Below are 15,719 nucleotides of genomic sequence, written 5' to 3'. Positions count from 1 at the left end.
GTTTTGCCGATAGACACGCCGCCAGGCAGCGCGGGCATTCGGCTCCAGAGCAGGTCGGATCTTGCAGCGCTGGAAACAGCGTTTGATGCCGTCACTGAACTGGTTCCAGCCGATCGTCCCGTTCAGACATTCCGAAGCCGAATCCGAAACGCCGACGTGGTGGTCTCTCGCCACCTGTTGGCCACCGGCAGTGGGCAAGCCACAGCCGCATCCATTCGCGCCCTGACCGATGATGGCCTGGAAGTCGGCGTGCGCCGGCAATCCCCGGGCTGGTGGGGCCGCTGGACTGGCGGGAGACCGCAGCTTGAAGCCGGCTTTCGTGACAGGAAGTCGGCCATTGCTGCATTCCGCCCCATTTGGCCAAACGCCACGGCCATGAGCCTGCTGCAAGACATCTGGGCGGAAGCACTGGCGCGCACTGACCAATGGACGCACTGGTGGCCCCGGATGGAAGAAGCCGTGCGCCCTGAAGACGTGCAGGCCATGAAGCAGGTACTGGAGAAAGACAAGACCGGCCTCTGGGATGGAGCGAGCCGCTACAGCCTGATCACGTCCACAGACTCATCTCTTGCCGGCGCTGAGGCCGACGCCGATGTGTTGCTCAGGATCTGCCTGCCACGACACGACACCCTGGAACACGAGCCGAACGACATGCGGTGCTATGGCTTTCAGCTCGACATGGACGCCCACGCATCGCCACTCCTGGGCTTGCAATACCAAAGCTCACAACATCACCGCCCGCTGCAAAGCCTGACGGACCCTTACCGGGACGGGCTTCTGCCGCTGGGCCTGTTCGACGGCGAGCAGATCGAGGAAGCACTGGCCCTGTATATGCGTTGCCGAGAGCACCTTCTCGCTCAGTCAGCCTGACGCAGCTTCACTGTGAAGCACGAGCCCTTGCCCAAGGTGCTGGTGACACTGATGCGCCCACCCATGCGCTCGACCATCTCCTTGACGATGGCCAGACCGAGGCCTGTGCCCGGTATGGGCCCCGTCGGATCGGCTCGAAAGAAGCGCGTGAACAATCGGGCCTGATGCTCCTCGGACAGGCCCAGGCCTTCGTCCTTCACAGACACCTGCCACCAGCCGGGCTCGTCCGCTGGCGAAGCGCTGCACGTCACCTCGCCGCCTGATGGCGAGTATTTCACTGCGTTGGACAACAGGTTGATCAGAACCTGCTCGAGCCTGGCCCCATGGGCCAACACGCGAACCGGTGTATCAGCCGGCTCGACCCCCATCTTCAAGCTGTGCAATCCACCCGGCAGCTCAATGACATCGCAGGCGTGGCGCATTGCATTCGCGAGCTCCACCGGCTCCAGCGCAAACGCTTCCTGCCCTTTTTCGTCGAGTTGTGCCAGATCGAGAAGATCGTCCAGCAAGGCGCCCAGGCGCAATGACTGCTTGAGAATGGTCTGCAGCAGGGGCTTGGACTGCTCCACGCCATAGTCGCGCATGAGCATGAGTTCGGAGAAGCCCCGGATGCTGCCCAACGGGGTGCGAAGCTCATGTGCAGCGGTGGCCAGGAAATGATCCCGGGATGCCTGACGGACCTGTTGCTGGGTCACATCCCGCAGCAAGACCATCTGCTCTCCCGTCAGCTCACCAATGGCCGACACACTGACCTCCAGCACGCGTGAGGCATGCTGACCCAGATGCCACAGCACTGTTCCTGGCCCGTCAGGCCAGGAGAGGTTGGCCGGATCTGTGTCCGTGGCGACCGCCACCTTGTGCAACCAGACATTCCTGGTTGACTGAAGCACGTCCTGTGACGTCACACCCAGCAGCGCTTCGCAGGCCGGGCTGAAGAGTTGTACGCAGCCCTGGTTGTCCAGTGTGATCATGCCCAGCGGATGCGCGCTGATGGTGCGCTCCAGCTCGAGCGACTTCACCAGACTCGCCTCCTCGCGCTCGCGCTCCAGGGTGACGTCGGTCTGCACGGCAAAAAAATGGGTCACCGCCCCTGCGGCGTCCCGCACCGGACTCATCTCGACCCGGTTCCAGAAGCGTGAGCCATCGCGCCGGTAGTTTCGCACCACCACATTGGCGCTCTCCCCTTTGCTGATGGCGTCGCGCAGGCGCTGCACGCCAGGCTGATCACGATCCGGCCCTTGCAGAAACGCGCAGTTGCGTCCCAGCACCTCGTCGGCGCTGTAGCCGGTGAGGCGCGAGAAGCCGGCATTCACATGGACGATCGGGTTCTTTGCCCGCGTTGCATCGGTCACCACCACGCCGTTGACCGTCTGCTCAAGCGCGCGCTGAACAATGGCCTGCAAGTCAGCCGGCGTCTCCGATGGTTCTGGATGCGGGAGTGTGGACATGGAAGCGAATACAAAGTTCAGCACTTTCTCGCTTCATCGGTTGAAACCTGCCACAGCTTGAATGCGGCAAGACAGGCGGCTGCAACAGCACTAACAGCACTGCCAGGTCAGCAACTTGCTGCCGACGTCGCAGCAGCATGGCTCAGCGCTGCGATGGTGGCGAGCCTGCAGGTATTGGCACGGGGTCGAGCGTGATGGTCATTTCCTTGTAGACACCGCCCGATTCCACGCTGCCTTTGGCAGTGCCGTCGCCCAGCACCATGCGCTCGCAGGCCTGGCGCAGCAACGGGTCCTTGTGCACGGCACATCGCTGCAGCGCATTGCGCCGGTGCAATTGCGCGTCTCCCGTTGCCTCGGGGAAGTTGCCCCGAATCGATTCCTGGCGCGCAGCACCAGCCTCTTTCAGGCAGGCCTGCCGTGACGCTGCATCGTCAATCTTGCTGCAACGAAGCCGGTCTGCGTGATACTGTGCATCAATGGCAACCCGGTCAGGCCCAGCTTCCTGCGCTCCTTCACGCTCGGCAGCCCACAACAGGCTCGAGGCACCCAGAAGCGCCAGCGACAAGCCAGCAGCCCTCACGCACTGCGCTGCGACACCCCGGAAAAGGTGGCTCGAACTCATGTGTGTGCTCCTTTCTTCAGGTCCTGAGGGTCATTGTGTGCGCATTCATCCGATTTGGGCGCGCACGCTGTGTCGAGTTGTGACGTGCAATGCGGGCAACGTGTCGCGCGAAACGCAATGGTGCTTCGACAATAGGGGCACTTCTTCTCCAGGGGCTCCTCTGGCGGCGGCGCCCCATCATCGAGCATCCCGTCCAGTCGCTCCTCTGCGCGCTGAATCATGCGGATGATGAAAAACATGGCCAGCGCAACCACGAAAAACGCCACCAGACTGTTGACGAACACGCCATAGTTGAGCGTGACAGCCCCGGCCGCCTGCGCATCGGCCAGCGTCACGTAGGGGCCATCGGCCTTGGGTCCGGACCGCAGTACCCAGAACAGATCGGTGAAATCGGTTCTCCCGATCAAGAGGCCGATCGGCGGCATCAGCACATCGTTGACCAGGCTCTTGGCAATGGTGGAGAACGCCGCCCCAACGGTGAAACCCACCGCAAGGTCCACAAAGTTTCCGCGGCGGGCGAATTTGGAAAAATCAGCAAGCATCGACATGCTGCGATGGTAGCCGCCCTGGCCTTGTCTGGCATGCCCGGATTGGCCGCCAAAGTGTGTAGGACAGCGCCGCGTGTCGATCGCTCTGGTTGCCCGGCAATGATCAGCGCGAAGGCAACGACACGGTCACGTCTCAGCGACGGAACTTCCCACCTGAACCAATGATGGAGAGCTCGGCAAAGTCCAGGCCGGTGTGATCTTCAGCCGAGTAGTCGACACTGAGCCCACCAAGGTCGAACGGACTCATGGTCTCCAGCGCCTTGGCCAGGCTCTCCCTGGTGGGCTTGGGGCCGGCGCGACGCAAGCCTTCGACCAGAACCTTGGCCGCTGCAAAGCCCTCGAGCATGGCCGGACTGATGTTGCCCACGCCAGCACTTTGGGCCAGCGCTTGCGCCTCGCCCACCATCTTGAACGCCACGGCTCGTTCACTTGGATACACCTGGCTGACGATCACGCCATGCCGTGTATCGCCCAGGCTGTCGATGAAACCAGCCGAAGCGTTGTTCGAGAGCGTCACGATCTGGGCTGAAGAGCCCGCTTTCCTGAGCGCCTTGACTCCGTTTGAAACAGCCGTTCCGGACCCCGCCCACACCACAGCCTGGACCTTGGCCTCGAGCAGTTGCGGAAGAATGACGCTGAAGTCCGGGTTCGACCGGTCCGCCGCGATGACAACTACGGGCTCGAGCTTGACCTCAGCGAACCCCTTGCGGGCGCCCTCTGCGGCATCGGCACCAAACGAATCTGCGGCGTGCACGACACCAATGCGCGTCAGGCCAATGGTGGACAGGAAGATCACTGCCTTCTTGGACTCACGCTGATAGGGCGCGCGAACGTTGAATACCCAGCGATTGACCGGCTCGTGCAGGACCATGGCGCCGGTCGAAGGCCCCACCAGTGGCGTCCGGTTCTTTTCCAGGTGGGGAAGAATCGCTTGTGTGTGTGGTGTGCCACGGGTCAGAAACATCGACAGCACTTTGCGCTCTTCAATGAGTATGCGCGCGTTCTCGCCCGACTTCTTCGGATCAAACTCGTCATCCAGGGAGATCAGCTCAACCTTCTGACCATTGACTCCACCTTTGGCATTGACGGCATCGATGTAGAGCTTGGCACCCTGATGCGTCTCCTCAACCCCTGCAGCCACAGGCCCCGTGAATCCCGCCGTCTGACCGATCAGCAGCTGAGCACACGCACTGGACACGGTCGCGCAAATCAATGCGCCTGCAAACACTTGCTTCCACATGGGTTGTCTCCGTCAGAATGATGTTCTTGTGTCTCCGGGAGCCTCGGGGACCCCCAAAAACAGTCTAAGGCGAACGATTCGCGGGCGCCTATTCGCAATTTCGCGTACGGCATCACAGCGACCAATGGCAGCTGCAAGCACATGAACGGCGCTCGCCAGTCGGCGCCGGCCAATGGCCAATCTGATTACTTTGGCAGTCGTTGCGGTGACCAGGTCCGGATGGCGACTGATGGTCTCAGGGGAAAGTCACCCGGCCACCGCTTGCCGGACACAGAACCAAAGTACTCGCACGTGCCCGGCAGCCTGGGCGACCTGTTTTGTTGCCACAGCGAGACAAGGTGGACCAGGAAAGCCTGTATCAAGCCCACTATCATCCATCTTCACCGCATCTGGAACCCCGACAGTCACCTCGCACCTGGATTGCGCCATGTCACGCACCACGGAACCTCAAACGCCCCGAAAGCGCCGGCGCCCCCGCTACCACGTGTATGTGGTGGAGCTGGCGCCCGACGTATTGCAAGAGGTCCGGTTTCGACGCTGCAACCCTGACTACATCGAGGGCAGGCCCTGCGTGTATGTGGGCATGACGGGGCTCGATCCGGATGTGCGGTTTGACAAGCACAAGGCAGGCATCCAGTCCAACGCCTATGTCTTTCGCTATGGCATCCGGCTCCTGCCTGACCTTTATGAGGGCTTCAACCCCATGACACGAGACGAGGCTGTGGAGCGGGAGGTGGAGATCGGCCTTGACCTCCGTTCGGCGGGCTTTGGCGTCTGGCAGGCATGAGCCCTCAGAGACCAGCTCAGAACCCCGTTAACATCACATCAACCACCCTCGATCACCTGACCCGGGCGCGGAGGCCCTCTGCATGCTGTTGCTGGAGCGAGAACTGGAACTGGACGCGTTGCGCAATGCCCTGGGGCAAGTGCGCACGCATGGGGGGCAGATTGCGTTTGTTCACGGGGAGGCCGGCATCGGCAAGTCCAGCCTGATGGATGCCTTCACCCAATCGGTCAGCCACTCGGCCAGCGTGGTGACCGGCTATTGCGACCCGTTGAGCACGCCAAGGGCGCTGGGTCCGGTTCGGGACATGAGCCGCATGCTGCTGGGCTCAGACACCACCGAGTCGCCAGAGAAGCAGTGTTTTGATGCACTCACCGAGCACGCCCTGCGAAGCAAGCAGGCGCTGGTCTGGATTCTGGAAGACCTGCACTGGGCGGATCAGCGCACACTGGACTGGCTGGTGTTCATCGGCCGCCGCATCTCACAGCTTCCACTTTTGCTGATCGGCACTTATCGGGACGATGAGATTGGTCCATCCCACCCACTCAAGGCTGCGTCGGGCAGCCTGCCCACACGCCGCGTCCTGCACCTGCCCCTGCGCCCGCTGAGCGTGCAGGCGATCGAGTCGATGGGCATTGGCCGGCACGACGCTGCCGCCGCCTTGCACGACATCACGCATGGCAATCCGTTCTTTGTGACAGAGCTGATGCTGCACGGAGAGGGCATTGTTCAGGGCAAGGTGCCGCGCACCATAGCCGACTCTGTCCAGCTGCGACTGAGCCGCCTTCCCGGGCAGCTGCAATCGTTTCTGACACTCATTGCCTGCTGCCCGTACGCACTCACGCCCGATGCCATGGACAAACTGTCCGAGCAGGAAGACGCCAGCACTTTGCTGGACGATGGCGTCTCGGCAGGCATGCTGGTCGGCGGCGAACACGACTACCACTTTCGCCACGAGCTCGCCCGCCTGGCAACACTCAACGCCCTCAACCCGCAGGCCCGTCGCGACAACCACAAGCGTTTTCTGCGGGCTCTCACGCACCCGCCGGGACATGTGCACCTGGACCATGTCGTTCACCATGCACTTGGGGCGGGTGACGACGATGCCATCATCCGGTTTGCACCGGAGGCTGCCGCAGAAGCTGCCGCCATGGGCGCGCACAAGGAAGCGGCGAGCTACCTGCAGCACGCACTGGAGGCGATCGACAGGCGAGGTGATGTGGCAGATGCACTGCAGGCAGACATCAATGAACGCTGGGCATACGAAGCGGGTCTGGCCTGGGCCATCGACGACACGGTGATCCGTGCCCGCGAGCGCGCCGTGAAACTGTGGGCCGGCCTCGAGCAGCCCGAGCGGGTGGCAGAGAATCTTCGCTGGCTTTCGCGGCTGCACTGGTACCGGGGCGAAGCGTCACTGACGCAACGCTATGTGCGTGAGGCCATCGCCACACTGGAAGAAAAGATCCCGGGCAACAGTGCGGCGCTGGCCAAGGCCTACTCCCTGCGCGCCCAGTTCTTCATGCTTCAGGACCGGATGGATGAAGCAGTGGCCTGGGGCCGCAAAGCACTGCACCTTGCAGAGCAATCGGGTGAAACCGAAGTCCAGGCACACAGTCTCAACTCTGCCGGTACCGCATTGCTGTTCAGGGCCCACCGCGAAGGAGAGGACATGCTCAGGCGCAGCCTGGCCATCTCACTGGAGCACGGCTTCCATGAGCAGGCGGCGCGCGTCTACACCAACCTCTCTGAATGCCTGATCGAACTGGACGAACTCGACAAGGCCGAGGCCGTGGTCGAGGAAGGCATTCGCTTTGACACGGCACACGACCTCGATGCCTGGACCTATTACCTGGTCGGGCGCAAGGCTCAGCTTCGGTTCGAGCAGGATCGATTTGAAGAGGCCTTGTGGATTGCTCAAGATGTGCTGCGAACGGGTGACCAGACTTTGCTCATGCGCATGCCCGCCATGCTCATCCGAGCACGCAGTGCGCTTCGGCTCGGTATCCCGGAGGCCCGTGAATGGCTCAAAGAAACAGTCGAGGGCAGTCTTCAGATTGACGAGCCCCAGTACATCATCCCTGCGCAGACTGCTCGACTCGAAGCGTCCGTGCTGTGGGGAGACCTGTCCATGGCTGGCGAAGTCATGCATTGGGCGTCCGGCCTGGATGCCGCCCAGATCGGTCCGCGCAAGCGAGGCGAACTGGTGTTCTGGGCCATGCTGGCTGGACAGCCCGTGCCCGCTTCGCTGGAGGGCGACATGCCGACAGGCTTCGCGCTCTTCGCCCAAGGAAAAACCACCGAGGCGGCGAGACATCTGGAGCAAACCGGGCACCGCTATCTGGCTGCATGGGCCTGGCATCACATTCAGCAAAACGTCCAGGCCAACCAGCTCATCGAAGCCGTCGGCGCTGCTGGCGTGGCACCGTTTTCAGCCCCTGAAGCCACCCGCTCCACGTCGGGCAGCAGAGGAAAATCAAAGGGAAGCAAAGCACACCCCTATGGTCTGACCCGGCAAGAACAGGTTGTCCTGCAACTCATCGCCAACGGGTTGAGCAATCCGGCCATCGCCGAGCAGCTCTCCAGGTCAAGAAGAACGGTGGAGAACCACGTCTCGTCGATTCTGGACAAGCTCGCATGCCGCAACCGGCTGGAAGTGGTGCTGCGAACGCAAAGCGAGCCGTGGCTGCTCGGTGCGGCACCTGACACTGTGGCGAGCTGATGTCGACACGCTGGCTCGACAACTCCCGCTGCATCCCTGGTGGCCCTGTAAACACGCACCGGTTTCAGTGCAACTTGTCCAGATCAACCACGGTTGGGGGCGCGTAGTCGCGTCCCACCAATGCACGTGCAAAAAGATAGTCGGCCTTGTCCTTCTCGCTCAAGCTGTCAAGGTCCACAACGCCATGATCGTCGCACGGAAAGTGCAGATCTGGCTCCTGCCGACACTTCGACGAATACCACAACTCGTAGTGTGACAACTCGTCCTGATTTCCCGAATCCTGGAACATCATGGTGGTTCTCCTCCATGCCGTTCGACGCGACGACCGCGACAGTCTGAAGTTACGCCTGTTCGACCCATGTGTCATTGGCCAAACGTCCATCTCTTGTGTCGGCACATCTCCAAGGCAATGTAGGCACAGCGCTGACGTGCGTAATTCACGCTACGCATTTGCGGGGGAATCGTCCTGCATCTCCCGACTTAGGACGACGTTTTGCCACTTTCGCCAGAAAAAAGAGGCCTCGCCGGCCTCTTTTCTGCGCTTTGACCTGAACTCACGTCACCGCTTGGCTTTGTCAACCGCTTGCACACAAACCGACAATGGCGAACATATTCAACGCGGCCGGGCCACCAGTTGCCGGAAGGCCTTGAGTTTGGCCTGAAGCCGTTTCTGGTTGTCTGCCCCCGATCGAAGCAGCATTTTCTGGCCTGCAGACAGGTCGGCGTAGGCCGGGTCTACAAATTCGTAGCGGACCCACGGACGCAAGGAAGGAACAGACCCTTTGACCTCCACCAGCGACACTTGCAGCGGCTCGGAAGGTATGGGCGTGGCGATCATCTGATCCAGCACAGTCACCAGGCGGTCATTGAAATACTTGCCTGGATAGCCCAGATCTTCGTATGCCTGCTGAAACAGCGGATACAGGCTTCGGTAGGCGGCGGCCGCTTGCGCCGTGTCGACCGACTCCACGACGCCCACAAACGGTGTGTAGCGGTCGCTGTTGGCTGGCGCGATGACTTCGGTTCCGTCATCGCCCTTGGCCGTCATGAACTTCTTGGGTGTCGGAATCACTGGCCAGACAGTGGGCGGAGCGTGTTTGCGCCCCATGTTGTCCACGGTGGCCACCACTTTGCGAACAAAACCGTCGAGCTGAAGAAACGTCAGCATGTCGCGCTTGCTCAGCATCGTGCCAATGACTTGCTTGACGCGGGCATCCGAATCCTGCAACGCGGGCAAGGGTTCTTCGATCACCTCCTCTTCGCCCTCCTCAGGCTCCAGGGGCTCGATCGGATTGGCGATGGCAGGGTCTTCGGTCTCTGGCGCCAAGCCAGCCGGGGCCGGATCCGCTGGCGCGGGTTCGGGCGGAGCGGGGATGGTGACTTGCGACTCCGGGCTGGCGAGCAGGCCCGGGTCCGTCTTGGCGAAATACGCCCACGCCAGCAGGCCAACACCAGCCAGCACGGCCACAGCAATCACCACGGTTGACAGACCTGAAGATTCTTCTCTCATGGCACGCACGCTCATTTGGATCAAGGATGTGCCCCATCCTACACTGGCCCGCGGACTTCGCGCCACCTTGTCTGGAGGTCCCCTACTGCTGCACAAGGTCTGGCCAGCTCAAGCAAAATGTTGCCATTGGAAACACACCCTCTCGCCACCAGATGCCACCCATGCCAACCGATACCTCATCCATTTTCGGCTACCACGCTCACGTGTACTTTGATGCCAACACCCTGGAGCAGGCGCGAACGCTTTGCGAGACTGCCGCACTGAACTTTCCGCTGAAGATGGGGCGCGTGCACGAGAAGCCGGTTGGCCCTCACCCCGACTGGAGCTGCCAGCTGGCCTTCAAGGCAGCGCTGTTTGCCGACGTCATCCCATGGCTCATGCTCAACCGCAATGGCCTGGTCATCCTTGTGCACCCCATCACCGGACACGACTTGAGCGACCATCGCGACCGTGCGTTCTGGATGGGTGCCGTGCGTCCGCTCGACCTTGGCGTCCTCAACGACGAGCCACACACGCAAACCCACTACGACCTGTGATCGCCAGCCGATGAAGGCACAGGTGACTCCCCTCCAGCCACCAGCCACCAGTCATCTTCTGCGCCATGCCGGACAATAGGGCGATTTGCTCCCTGGCGAGCATGACCCGCTCCAATACTCCAAAACTGCACGCAACCAGACCATGAACTTTGCTGACCGACTCAACTCGCTGCCCTCCATCGACCACCTGGTGTCCCTCGACCTGATCGACCCCAACAAGAACGTTGTGGCCACCATCGAGAACAAGCCGGGCAAAGCCGGCTCCTTGCGCTTGTACAACGGACTGGCCGCCAAACACGGGGGGCTCATCACGCCTGCTGCAGCAGCCGAAGGCATCGAGTGGTTTGCCGAGCACACCGAAGATGCCAGGGCCAACCCCGGCAAGCACCCCAATATCGATCGCCTGATCGAATGGGCCGCAGGAGACGCCACCTACAGCGTCAAGCTGCACTCCACGGCAGCCTGATCTTTGCCTGGCAGCCATGGCTGCCGGCACCCTGGAGAGGCCGGTTGCATCATCGCGACCGGCCTCTCTTGCTTTGCAGCGCAGCATGTACCGGCCAGGAAGCACAGTTGCTCCATCCGCAGACAACTGCTTTGCCATGGCACATCACATGCTCCATCAGCAAGTTCTGATTCGCAGCGCAAACACATAGCAAGACACATAGGCAGGGGTTCGCGCCTCTCACTTTGCGACATGGCCACCCCCTGCGTGGCATGGAACTTGTCGACTCATGAACGCCGCACCACGGTGGTCCCTCGAGAAGTCCACCCGGTGTTGCAACACAAAAGAAGTTCAAAACACATTCATCCAACGATGAGGAGACATTCATGAGTTTGTTGATTGCCCTGACCATTTCGATCGGCTTGCTGGCGGTCGTGGCCACCTGGCTTTTCCTGGGCCCCTTGGCAGCGTTCCAGATGCAGATCTGGCAAGCCTTTGTGGCCTGGGCCAGCTTCTTTCACAACGGCGGCAAGCAGGACGGATTCGTCAAAACCGCCGTGTGCATGAGCTTTGGCGCAGCAGTGGGCATGGCTTCTGTCATGCTCATCGGCTATCTGGGTGGCCTGGGCGCTCTGGCTGCGCCGGTGGCCGTGGGCATTGGTGCTGCGGTCATCGTGCTGGCCGCACACATTCCGCTGCTGTCCACCATTCCGTCTTCGGTTTACGGCTTCGCCTGCGTGGCCGGTTTGATTCTGCTGGGCAAGGACATGACGCCAACGGCAGCCATCGTTCCCACCATCCTGTCCATCATCGTCGGTGCGGCGTTTGGCTGGGTGTCTGAAATGATCGGTGGCGTGCTGACCAAGAAGGCAGACTGAACCCTCCTCACTTCCTGAAAGTGAAAGAAAGGCCAACGGTCCGGCCGTGCGCCGGCCGTTGGTCTTTGTTCGTCGTCAAGGTGTCGCCGGCAAGGCGAGGAGCGTCTTCTTCAGGTGCTCATGCACGGCCAAGCCCTCTGGCATGCGCATGTTGCGCTTGGCATGCAAGTAGTGCTCGCTGAACACATCCAGGTAAGCGTCCAGCACCTGCGCAGCGTGGACCTCACCGGCCAGCGCCAGGCACATCGCGGCCACCTCTGACGTACAGAAATGATCCGTGCGGTTGGAGCGCCTCAGTGCGTACCGCGACGCATCTCCCGGCTCCAGACTGAGCACGGGGAAGGCGTTCAGGTAAGGGCTCTTGTTGAACATCTTGCGCCCCTGCGTCCAGGTGCCATCCAGCAAGATGAACAATGGCCTTCGCGCACTGTTGCCTGAGTCAGCCCGGCATTCTTCCGCCACAGCCTCGACCACCGCCCGGCCTTTTGCGAACTCGCCCGGGAACACCACGTAGGGTTGCCACTGCGGGTCAGCCAGCAAAGCCAGCAGCGCCGGCTCCACCGTGGTTCTGGCCCACGGAAACGCGAAGGTATCGCGCACCACGTCGGCCACCAGCCAGCCCGTGTTGCTGGGCTTGTAGGCTTCGCCGTCCCCCATGAGCAAGCAAAAGCCCGCTCGCACGTCCATCGTTGGCTTGTGCGCGCACAGGCAGTAGGCTTCGGGCAACCGGCAGGCCTGGCAACGCCGGGAATGCCCTCCCCTGGCCACGAAGGGTTTGGTGCTGGCTTCCAGCATCGCCGCCTTCAACTGCGCGACAGCGTGCATCAGCCCTTGTCCTTTGCTGGCGTGGGCTGCGCCGCTTTCCCGCCATCCTTGAGCTGCTTGTCGCCCTTGAACGGGCTGCGCTCTGGTGGCTCATCGTGAACAGCCGTTTTGGTCAAGGCACTGATCACCCAGTTCAAGGCCGATACACGGTGTCGAATGCCGCAGGCCAATGGCACAGGTTTGCACCCCATTTTTGCCTTGGGCTCCAACGCTGTTCTACCCAGAGACAACTGCGCGGCGCCAAAGCCAATGGCATCCTCAATCGTGCTTTGCAGCAGTGAGAGGTACAGCGGTGCGTCGGCATTGCTGGTACGGTCATAGCCGATGTAGTAGCCCACAGCCGTGTCGCCATCCTTGACCGTGGTCACAAAGCCCAGCAGCTGGCCATTGCGTTCGGCCACCCGGCAAACGAAGTGCTCAGGCCCCAAGGCTTTCGCCATGGCGGGCAAATAGCCTGGCACCAGGCTGGCCAGACGCAAACCCTGAGCCTGATGGACCTGGTTGTACAGCGCATGCAACTCGTCCTGGCGGGTGGTCATTTCGTCGGCACCCATGGTTCTGAAGACGACGCCAGCCTCCGCACAAGACTTGGTCAACTTCTTGCAGTTGCTGCGATAGCCGCTCGTCAAGCTGGCCAGGTAATCGTCAAAGCTCTTCCACTGCGGCGAAATGGCGAGCACCATGTCCGGCTCCGTCTCGACACTTCGATAGCCCAACAAGCGCAACGCCTGTGGTGCGGTGGTGTTGTCACCCGGAAAATCCTTGATCATGGCGAAGTCCGACTGCCCCAACAATCGGTCCGCCCGCCTCACCCGGTACAAGGCCTCGCCAACTGCACGCCAGAGCTGGGCTTCGTCTTCGCAGTCTGATGCAAAGGCCACAGCGCGCGGCCCCCACACCAACAGGTTGCCACAGACAAGCATGTGTTCCTTGTAGCCAGACATAGGCTTGGCCAACAGGCTCTTGCCACCCGGCTTGCGGAGCCGGCCACCATCCACCGCCAACCGCTGGAACAGCATGATGGCGACCGGCCTGCCGGCATCTGTGGCCAACACGTAGCGCAAGGACATGTTCACTGGCGTATGCTCTTCCAGCGTACGAAGGTAGGCACGGCTGAGAAACACCGTTTCCTTTTCCGCCAACGCGTCCCACAGGACCGGATTGAGCCCGTCAATGTGGTCGGCCATCGTCAACTGCAAGCCCGTGCTTTGGCGGCGCGCCTTTCGACGCTCCTTCACATTGGTCAACACCACGCCTGGCGGCGCAGCTTTGGGCGTCAGTTTGCGCAGAACCGATCCCACTCGCCGCAGGCGGGATACGGTCTTGCCGGGTCGATTGGCTTTCGGTTTGGTCATGCTGTGTCTCCCACGGGCTTTTGGATTTCTTCGAATCGGCGAAATGTGGGTAGTCAAGAAGTTCGCCTCCCTGTCCCGGGTTCAAATCTACCCGAAATCTCCCTGCAATTTTTCCGCCGGCCGTGTCCGTACTTCTGCATGTTGTCCTGCCTTCAGGATCAACGAGTCAGGCAGCACCTTGCTACCGACCTTCTGACATTGGTACCTGTTCCGTGCTGTTTGCTCTTGGCAAGGTGTTCGGCGTTGATGGATCCGTTTGGCCTTGGGCCCACGCCAGCGGAAAGGCTCACTCCTCAGCCTGCTTCTTAGGGATGGCAAAAGACATGGCCCTGACTCGCTCAAGGCCATGCGAGGAGCACGCTCGCCTCTGACCATTTCTCGCCACAATCACGGCATGAGCACTGCCAACACCACGCCCCTCTTCCCGTTCGACAACCAGTTCGCCCGCGACATGCAAGGCATGTTCGCGCCATGGGAGCCGGCCAAGGTGCCCGCGCCGCGCTGGCTGCGCTTCAACCATGCGTTGGCCGAAAGCATGGGCCTGGAAGCCGACCGGCTCGGCAGCGATGAAGGCTTGCAGGTGTTGGCAGGCAATGTGGTGCCTGAGGGCGCTACGCCATTGGCCCAGGCCTATGCCGGCCACCAGTTTGGTGGCTTCTCGCCCCAGCTGGGCGACGGGCGTGCGTTGCTGCTGGGCGAAGTGGTCACGCCGGAAGGCAAGCGCCTGGACATCGCTTTCAAAGGCTCCGGGCGCACACCCTTCTCGCGCGGTGGCGATGGCAAGGCGGCGGTGGGGCCGGTGCTGCGCGAATACCTCATCAGCGAAGCCATGTATGCACTGGGCATTCCCACCACGCGCACCCTGGCTGCCGTGGCCACGGGCGAGACGATTGCACGAGATCGCCCACTGCCCGGCGCCATCCTCACCCGTGTGGCGTCCAGCCATGTGCGTGTGGGCACATTCCAGTTCTTTGCTGCGCGGGGTGACATCGACAGCTTGCGCAAGCTGGTCAACTTCGTCGTCAATCGCCACTACCCGGCGTTGGCTGATGCAGAAGGGCCGGAGCGCGCACTGGGGCTGCTGCGTGCTGTGCAAACGCGCCAAGCGAAGCTCATCGCCCAATGGATGGGCGTGGCCTTCATCCATGGCGTGATGAACACCGACAACATGACGCTGTCTGGCGAGACCATCGACTACGGCCCATGCGCCTTCATGGAAGCCTACGACCCGCAGACCGTCTTCAGCTCCATCGATCATGGCGGCCGCTATGCCTATGGCAACCAGCCCGGCATCGCCCAATGGAACCTGACCCGTCTGGCCGAAACGCTGTTGCCACTGATTGACGCAGAAGACAGTGACAAAGCCGTTGCGCTGGCCACTGAAGTGATTGAGGCGTTTCCTGCCGAATTCGATGGGCATTGGTTGAACGTCCACCGACGCAAGTTGGGCATCCCAGCCACGCAAGAGGACGGCCCGCCGGGCCAAGACACCGAGGCCGAGCAAGACCGAAACCTCGTCAACGACTACCTGCAACTGCTGCACCGCCATGGCGTGGACTTCACGCTCGGCTTTCGCCGGCTTTCCCGTGTGCTGCGCGGACAAAGCAGCGAGTGGAGCAGCCAGTTCGCAGCCCAAGCCGAACCGGATTTGCAGGCATGGTCCCAGCGGTGGCTCTCGCGCCTGCCGAGTGATGGCACGGTTGCGCGGTCTGAACACGCAGATGCCATGGACGCCGTCAATCCTCTCTACATCCCGCGCAACCATTTGGTGGAAAACGCTTTGGATGCAGCATCAGACCCTGGCGACATGGCGTTGTTTGAACGGCTACTGGCCATCGTGACGCGGCCCTTCGACGAACGTGAGGCAGATGCCCTGGCGGCTTTGGCGGGCACGCCTGAGCAGACCCAAGGGTTCCGTACCTTCTGCGGAACCTGAGCT

The 15,719-nt window shown here is 61.6% G+C and carries 15 protein-coding genes; 7 read left to right on the top strand and 8 right to left on the bottom strand.

Annotation, left to right across the window (positions count from 1 at the left end; all coding sequences use genetic code 11):
* The first annotated feature begins 3 nt into the window (after positions 1-3).
* Positions 4-870 (top strand): hypothetical protein, encoded by an 867-nt coding sequence (locus tag ABWV89_RS08880; protein ID WP_353395902.1) that lies wholly within the window; start codon positions 4-6, stop codon positions 868-870.
* Here ABWV89_RS08880 and ABWV89_RS08875 read toward each other — a convergent pair.
* From ABWV89_RS08875 to ABWV89_RS08860, 4 genes are all read right to left on the bottom strand, one after another.
* On the bottom strand, positions 858-2,318 hold the full coding sequence (locus ABWV89_RS08875; RefSeq protein WP_353395901.1) for a PAS domain-containing sensor histidine kinase: 1,461 nt from the start codon (positions 2,316-2,318) through the stop codon (positions 858-860). The two genes, ABWV89_RS08880 and ABWV89_RS08875, sit on opposite strands and share 13 nt — an antisense overlap.
* Before the next feature lie 142 nt (positions 2,319-2,460).
* A complete protein-coding gene (locus ABWV89_RS08870) occupies positions 2,461-2,940 on the bottom strand; it encodes a hypothetical protein (protein ID WP_353395900.1) in 480 nt (159 codons plus the stop codon).
* On the bottom strand, positions 2,937-3,488 hold the full coding sequence (gene mscL / locus ABWV89_RS08865) for a large conductance mechanosensitive channel protein MscL (protein ID WP_353395899.1): 552 nt from the start codon (positions 3,486-3,488) through the stop codon (positions 2,937-2,939). Before mscL ends, ABWV89_RS08870 begins: the two co-directional genes overlap by 4 nt.
* 133 nt (positions 3,489-3,621) lie before the next feature.
* Positions 3,622-4,728, bottom strand: a complete 1,107-nt coding sequence (locus tag ABWV89_RS08860) for an ABC transporter substrate-binding protein (protein ID WP_353395898.1) — start codon at positions 4,726-4,728, stop codon at positions 3,622-3,624.
* 427 nt (positions 4,729-5,155) lie between these two features.
* On the opposite strand from ABWV89_RS08860, the gene ABWV89_RS08855 reads away from it, so the two are divergent.
* Positions 5,156-5,515, top strand: coding sequence for a hypothetical protein (locus ABWV89_RS08855; protein WP_353395897.1), 360 nt, complete (start codon positions 5,156-5,158; stop codon positions 5,513-5,515).
* A gap of 82 nt (positions 5,516-5,597) precedes the next feature.
* Complete coding sequence (locus ABWV89_RS08850; RefSeq protein ID WP_353395896.1) at positions 5,598-8,231, top strand: ATP-binding protein; 2,634 nt, start codon at positions 5,598-5,600, stop codon at positions 8,229-8,231.
* A gap of 64 nt (positions 8,232-8,295) precedes the next feature.
* Here the strand turns inward: ABWV89_RS08850 and ABWV89_RS08845 are convergent, their stop codons facing one another.
* Positions 8,296-8,523 (bottom strand): hypothetical protein, encoded by a 228-nt coding sequence (locus tag ABWV89_RS08845; RefSeq protein ID WP_353395895.1) that lies wholly within the window; start codon positions 8,521-8,523, stop codon positions 8,296-8,298.
* A 321-nt stretch (positions 8,524-8,844) separates the two neighbouring features.
* Complete coding sequence (locus ABWV89_RS08840; RefSeq protein ID WP_353395893.1) at positions 8,845-9,741, bottom strand: DUF3014 domain-containing protein; 897 nt, start codon at positions 9,739-9,741, stop codon at positions 8,845-8,847.
* 161 nt (positions 9,742-9,902) lie between these two features.
* On the opposite strand from ABWV89_RS08840, the gene ABWV89_RS08835 reads away from it, so the two are divergent.
* The 3 genes from ABWV89_RS08835 to ABWV89_RS08825 all read left to right on the top strand — a co-directional run bounded on the left by ABWV89_RS08835 (position 9,903) and on the right by ABWV89_RS08825 (position 11,600).
* Positions 9,903-10,277: a DOPA 4,5-dioxygenase family protein gene (locus ABWV89_RS08835; RefSeq protein WP_353395891.1), complete on the top strand. Its 375-nt coding sequence runs from the start codon at positions 9,903-9,905 to the stop codon at positions 10,275-10,277.
* Positions 10,278-10,419: 142 nt separating this feature from the next.
* The gene (locus ABWV89_RS08830) at positions 10,420-10,743 is read left to right on the top strand and encodes a DUF2322 family protein (protein ID WP_353395890.1); all 324 of its coding nucleotides are present in this window, start codon (positions 10,420-10,422) and stop codon (positions 10,741-10,743) included.
* A 365-nt stretch (positions 10,744-11,108) separates the two neighbouring features.
* Positions 11,109-11,600 (top strand): DUF1097 domain-containing protein, encoded by a 492-nt coding sequence (locus ABWV89_RS08825; protein ID WP_353395889.1) that lies wholly within the window; start codon positions 11,109-11,111, stop codon positions 11,598-11,600.
* A 75-nt stretch (positions 11,601-11,675) separates the two neighbouring features.
* Here the strand turns inward: ABWV89_RS08825 and ABWV89_RS08820 are convergent, their stop codons facing one another.
* Positions 11,676-12,425 carry a tRNA-uridine aminocarboxypropyltransferase gene (locus ABWV89_RS08820; RefSeq protein WP_353395888.1) on the bottom strand — a complete coding sequence of 250 codons (750 nt, stop codon included), beginning with the start codon at positions 12,423-12,425 and terminating at the stop codon, positions 11,676-11,678.
* Positions 12,425-13,780 carry a GNAT family N-acetyltransferase gene (locus ABWV89_RS08815; protein ID WP_353395886.1) on the bottom strand — a complete coding sequence of 452 codons (1,356 nt, stop codon included), beginning with the start codon at positions 13,778-13,780 and terminating at the stop codon, positions 12,425-12,427. The genes ABWV89_RS08820 and ABWV89_RS08815 overlap by 1 nt, the downstream gene beginning before the upstream one ends.
* 394 nt (positions 13,781-14,174) lie before the next feature.
* On the opposite strand from ABWV89_RS08815, the gene ABWV89_RS08810 reads away from it, so the two are divergent.
* Positions 14,175-15,716 carry a protein adenylyltransferase SelO gene (locus tag ABWV89_RS08810; protein WP_353395884.1) on the top strand — a complete coding sequence of 514 codons (1,542 nt, stop codon included), beginning with the start codon at positions 14,175-14,177 and terminating at the stop codon, positions 15,714-15,716.
* Positions 15,717-15,719 lie beyond the last annotated feature (3 nt).

It is taken from the genome of Hydrogenophaga sp. 5NK40-0174 (genome assembly GCF_040372165.1).
Lineage (GTDB): Bacteria > Pseudomonadota > Gammaproteobacteria > Burkholderiales > Burkholderiaceae_C > Hydrogenophaga.
Note: the sequence above shows the minus strand (reverse complement) of the source record. Positions and strands in the feature narration are given on the sequence as shown.

What these genes read in the sequence shown, in the direction of transcription:
- ABWV89_RS08875 (WP_353395901.1), bottom strand. Translation starts at nt 2,318, where the DNA reads ATGTCCACACTCCCGCATCCAGAACCATCGGAGACGCCGGCTGACTTG.
- ABWV89_RS08870 (WP_353395900.1), bottom strand. Translation starts at nt 2,940, where the DNA reads ATGAGTTCGAGCCACCTTTTCCGGGGTGTCGCAGCGCAGTGCGTGAGG.
- mscL (WP_353395899.1), bottom strand. Translation starts at nt 3,488, where the DNA reads ATGTCGATGCTTGCTGATTTTTCCAAATTCGCCCGCCGCGGAAACTTT.
- ABWV89_RS08860 (WP_353395898.1), bottom strand. Translation starts at nt 4,728, where the DNA reads ATGTGGAAGCAAGTGTTTGCAGGCGCATTGATTTGCGCGACCGTGTCC.
- ABWV89_RS08855 (WP_353395897.1), top strand. Translation starts at nt 5,156, where the DNA reads ATGTCACGCACCACGGAACCTCAAACGCCCCGAAAGCGCCGGCGCCCC.
- ABWV89_RS08850 (WP_353395896.1), top strand. Translation starts at nt 5,598, where the DNA reads ATGCTGTTGCTGGAGCGAGAACTGGAACTGGACGCGTTGCGCAATGCC.
- ABWV89_RS08845 (WP_353395895.1), bottom strand. Translation starts at nt 8,523, where the DNA reads ATGATGTTCCAGGATTCGGGAAATCAGGACGAGTTGTCACACTACGAG.
- ABWV89_RS08840 (WP_353395893.1), bottom strand. Translation starts at nt 9,741, where the DNA reads ATGAGAGAAGAATCTTCAGGTCTGTCAACCGTGGTGATTGCTGTGGCC.
- ABWV89_RS08835 (WP_353395891.1), top strand. Translation starts at nt 9,903, where the DNA reads ATGCCAACCGATACCTCATCCATTTTCGGCTACCACGCTCACGTGTAC.
- ABWV89_RS08830 (WP_353395890.1), top strand. Translation starts at nt 10,420, where the DNA reads ATGAACTTTGCTGACCGACTCAACTCGCTGCCCTCCATCGACCACCTG.
- ABWV89_RS08825 (WP_353395889.1), top strand. Translation starts at nt 11,109, where the DNA reads ATGAGTTTGTTGATTGCCCTGACCATTTCGATCGGCTTGCTGGCGGTC.
- ABWV89_RS08820 (WP_353395888.1), bottom strand. Translation starts at nt 12,425, where the DNA reads ATGCACGCTGTCGCGCAGTTGAAGGCGGCGATGCTGGAAGCCAGCACC.
- ABWV89_RS08815 (WP_353395886.1), bottom strand. Translation starts at nt 13,780, where the DNA reads ATGACCAAACCGAAAGCCAATCGACCCGGCAAGACCGTATCCCGCCTG.
- ABWV89_RS08810 (WP_353395884.1), top strand. Translation starts at nt 14,175, where the DNA reads ATGAGCACTGCCAACACCACGCCCCTCTTCCCGTTCGACAACCAGTTC.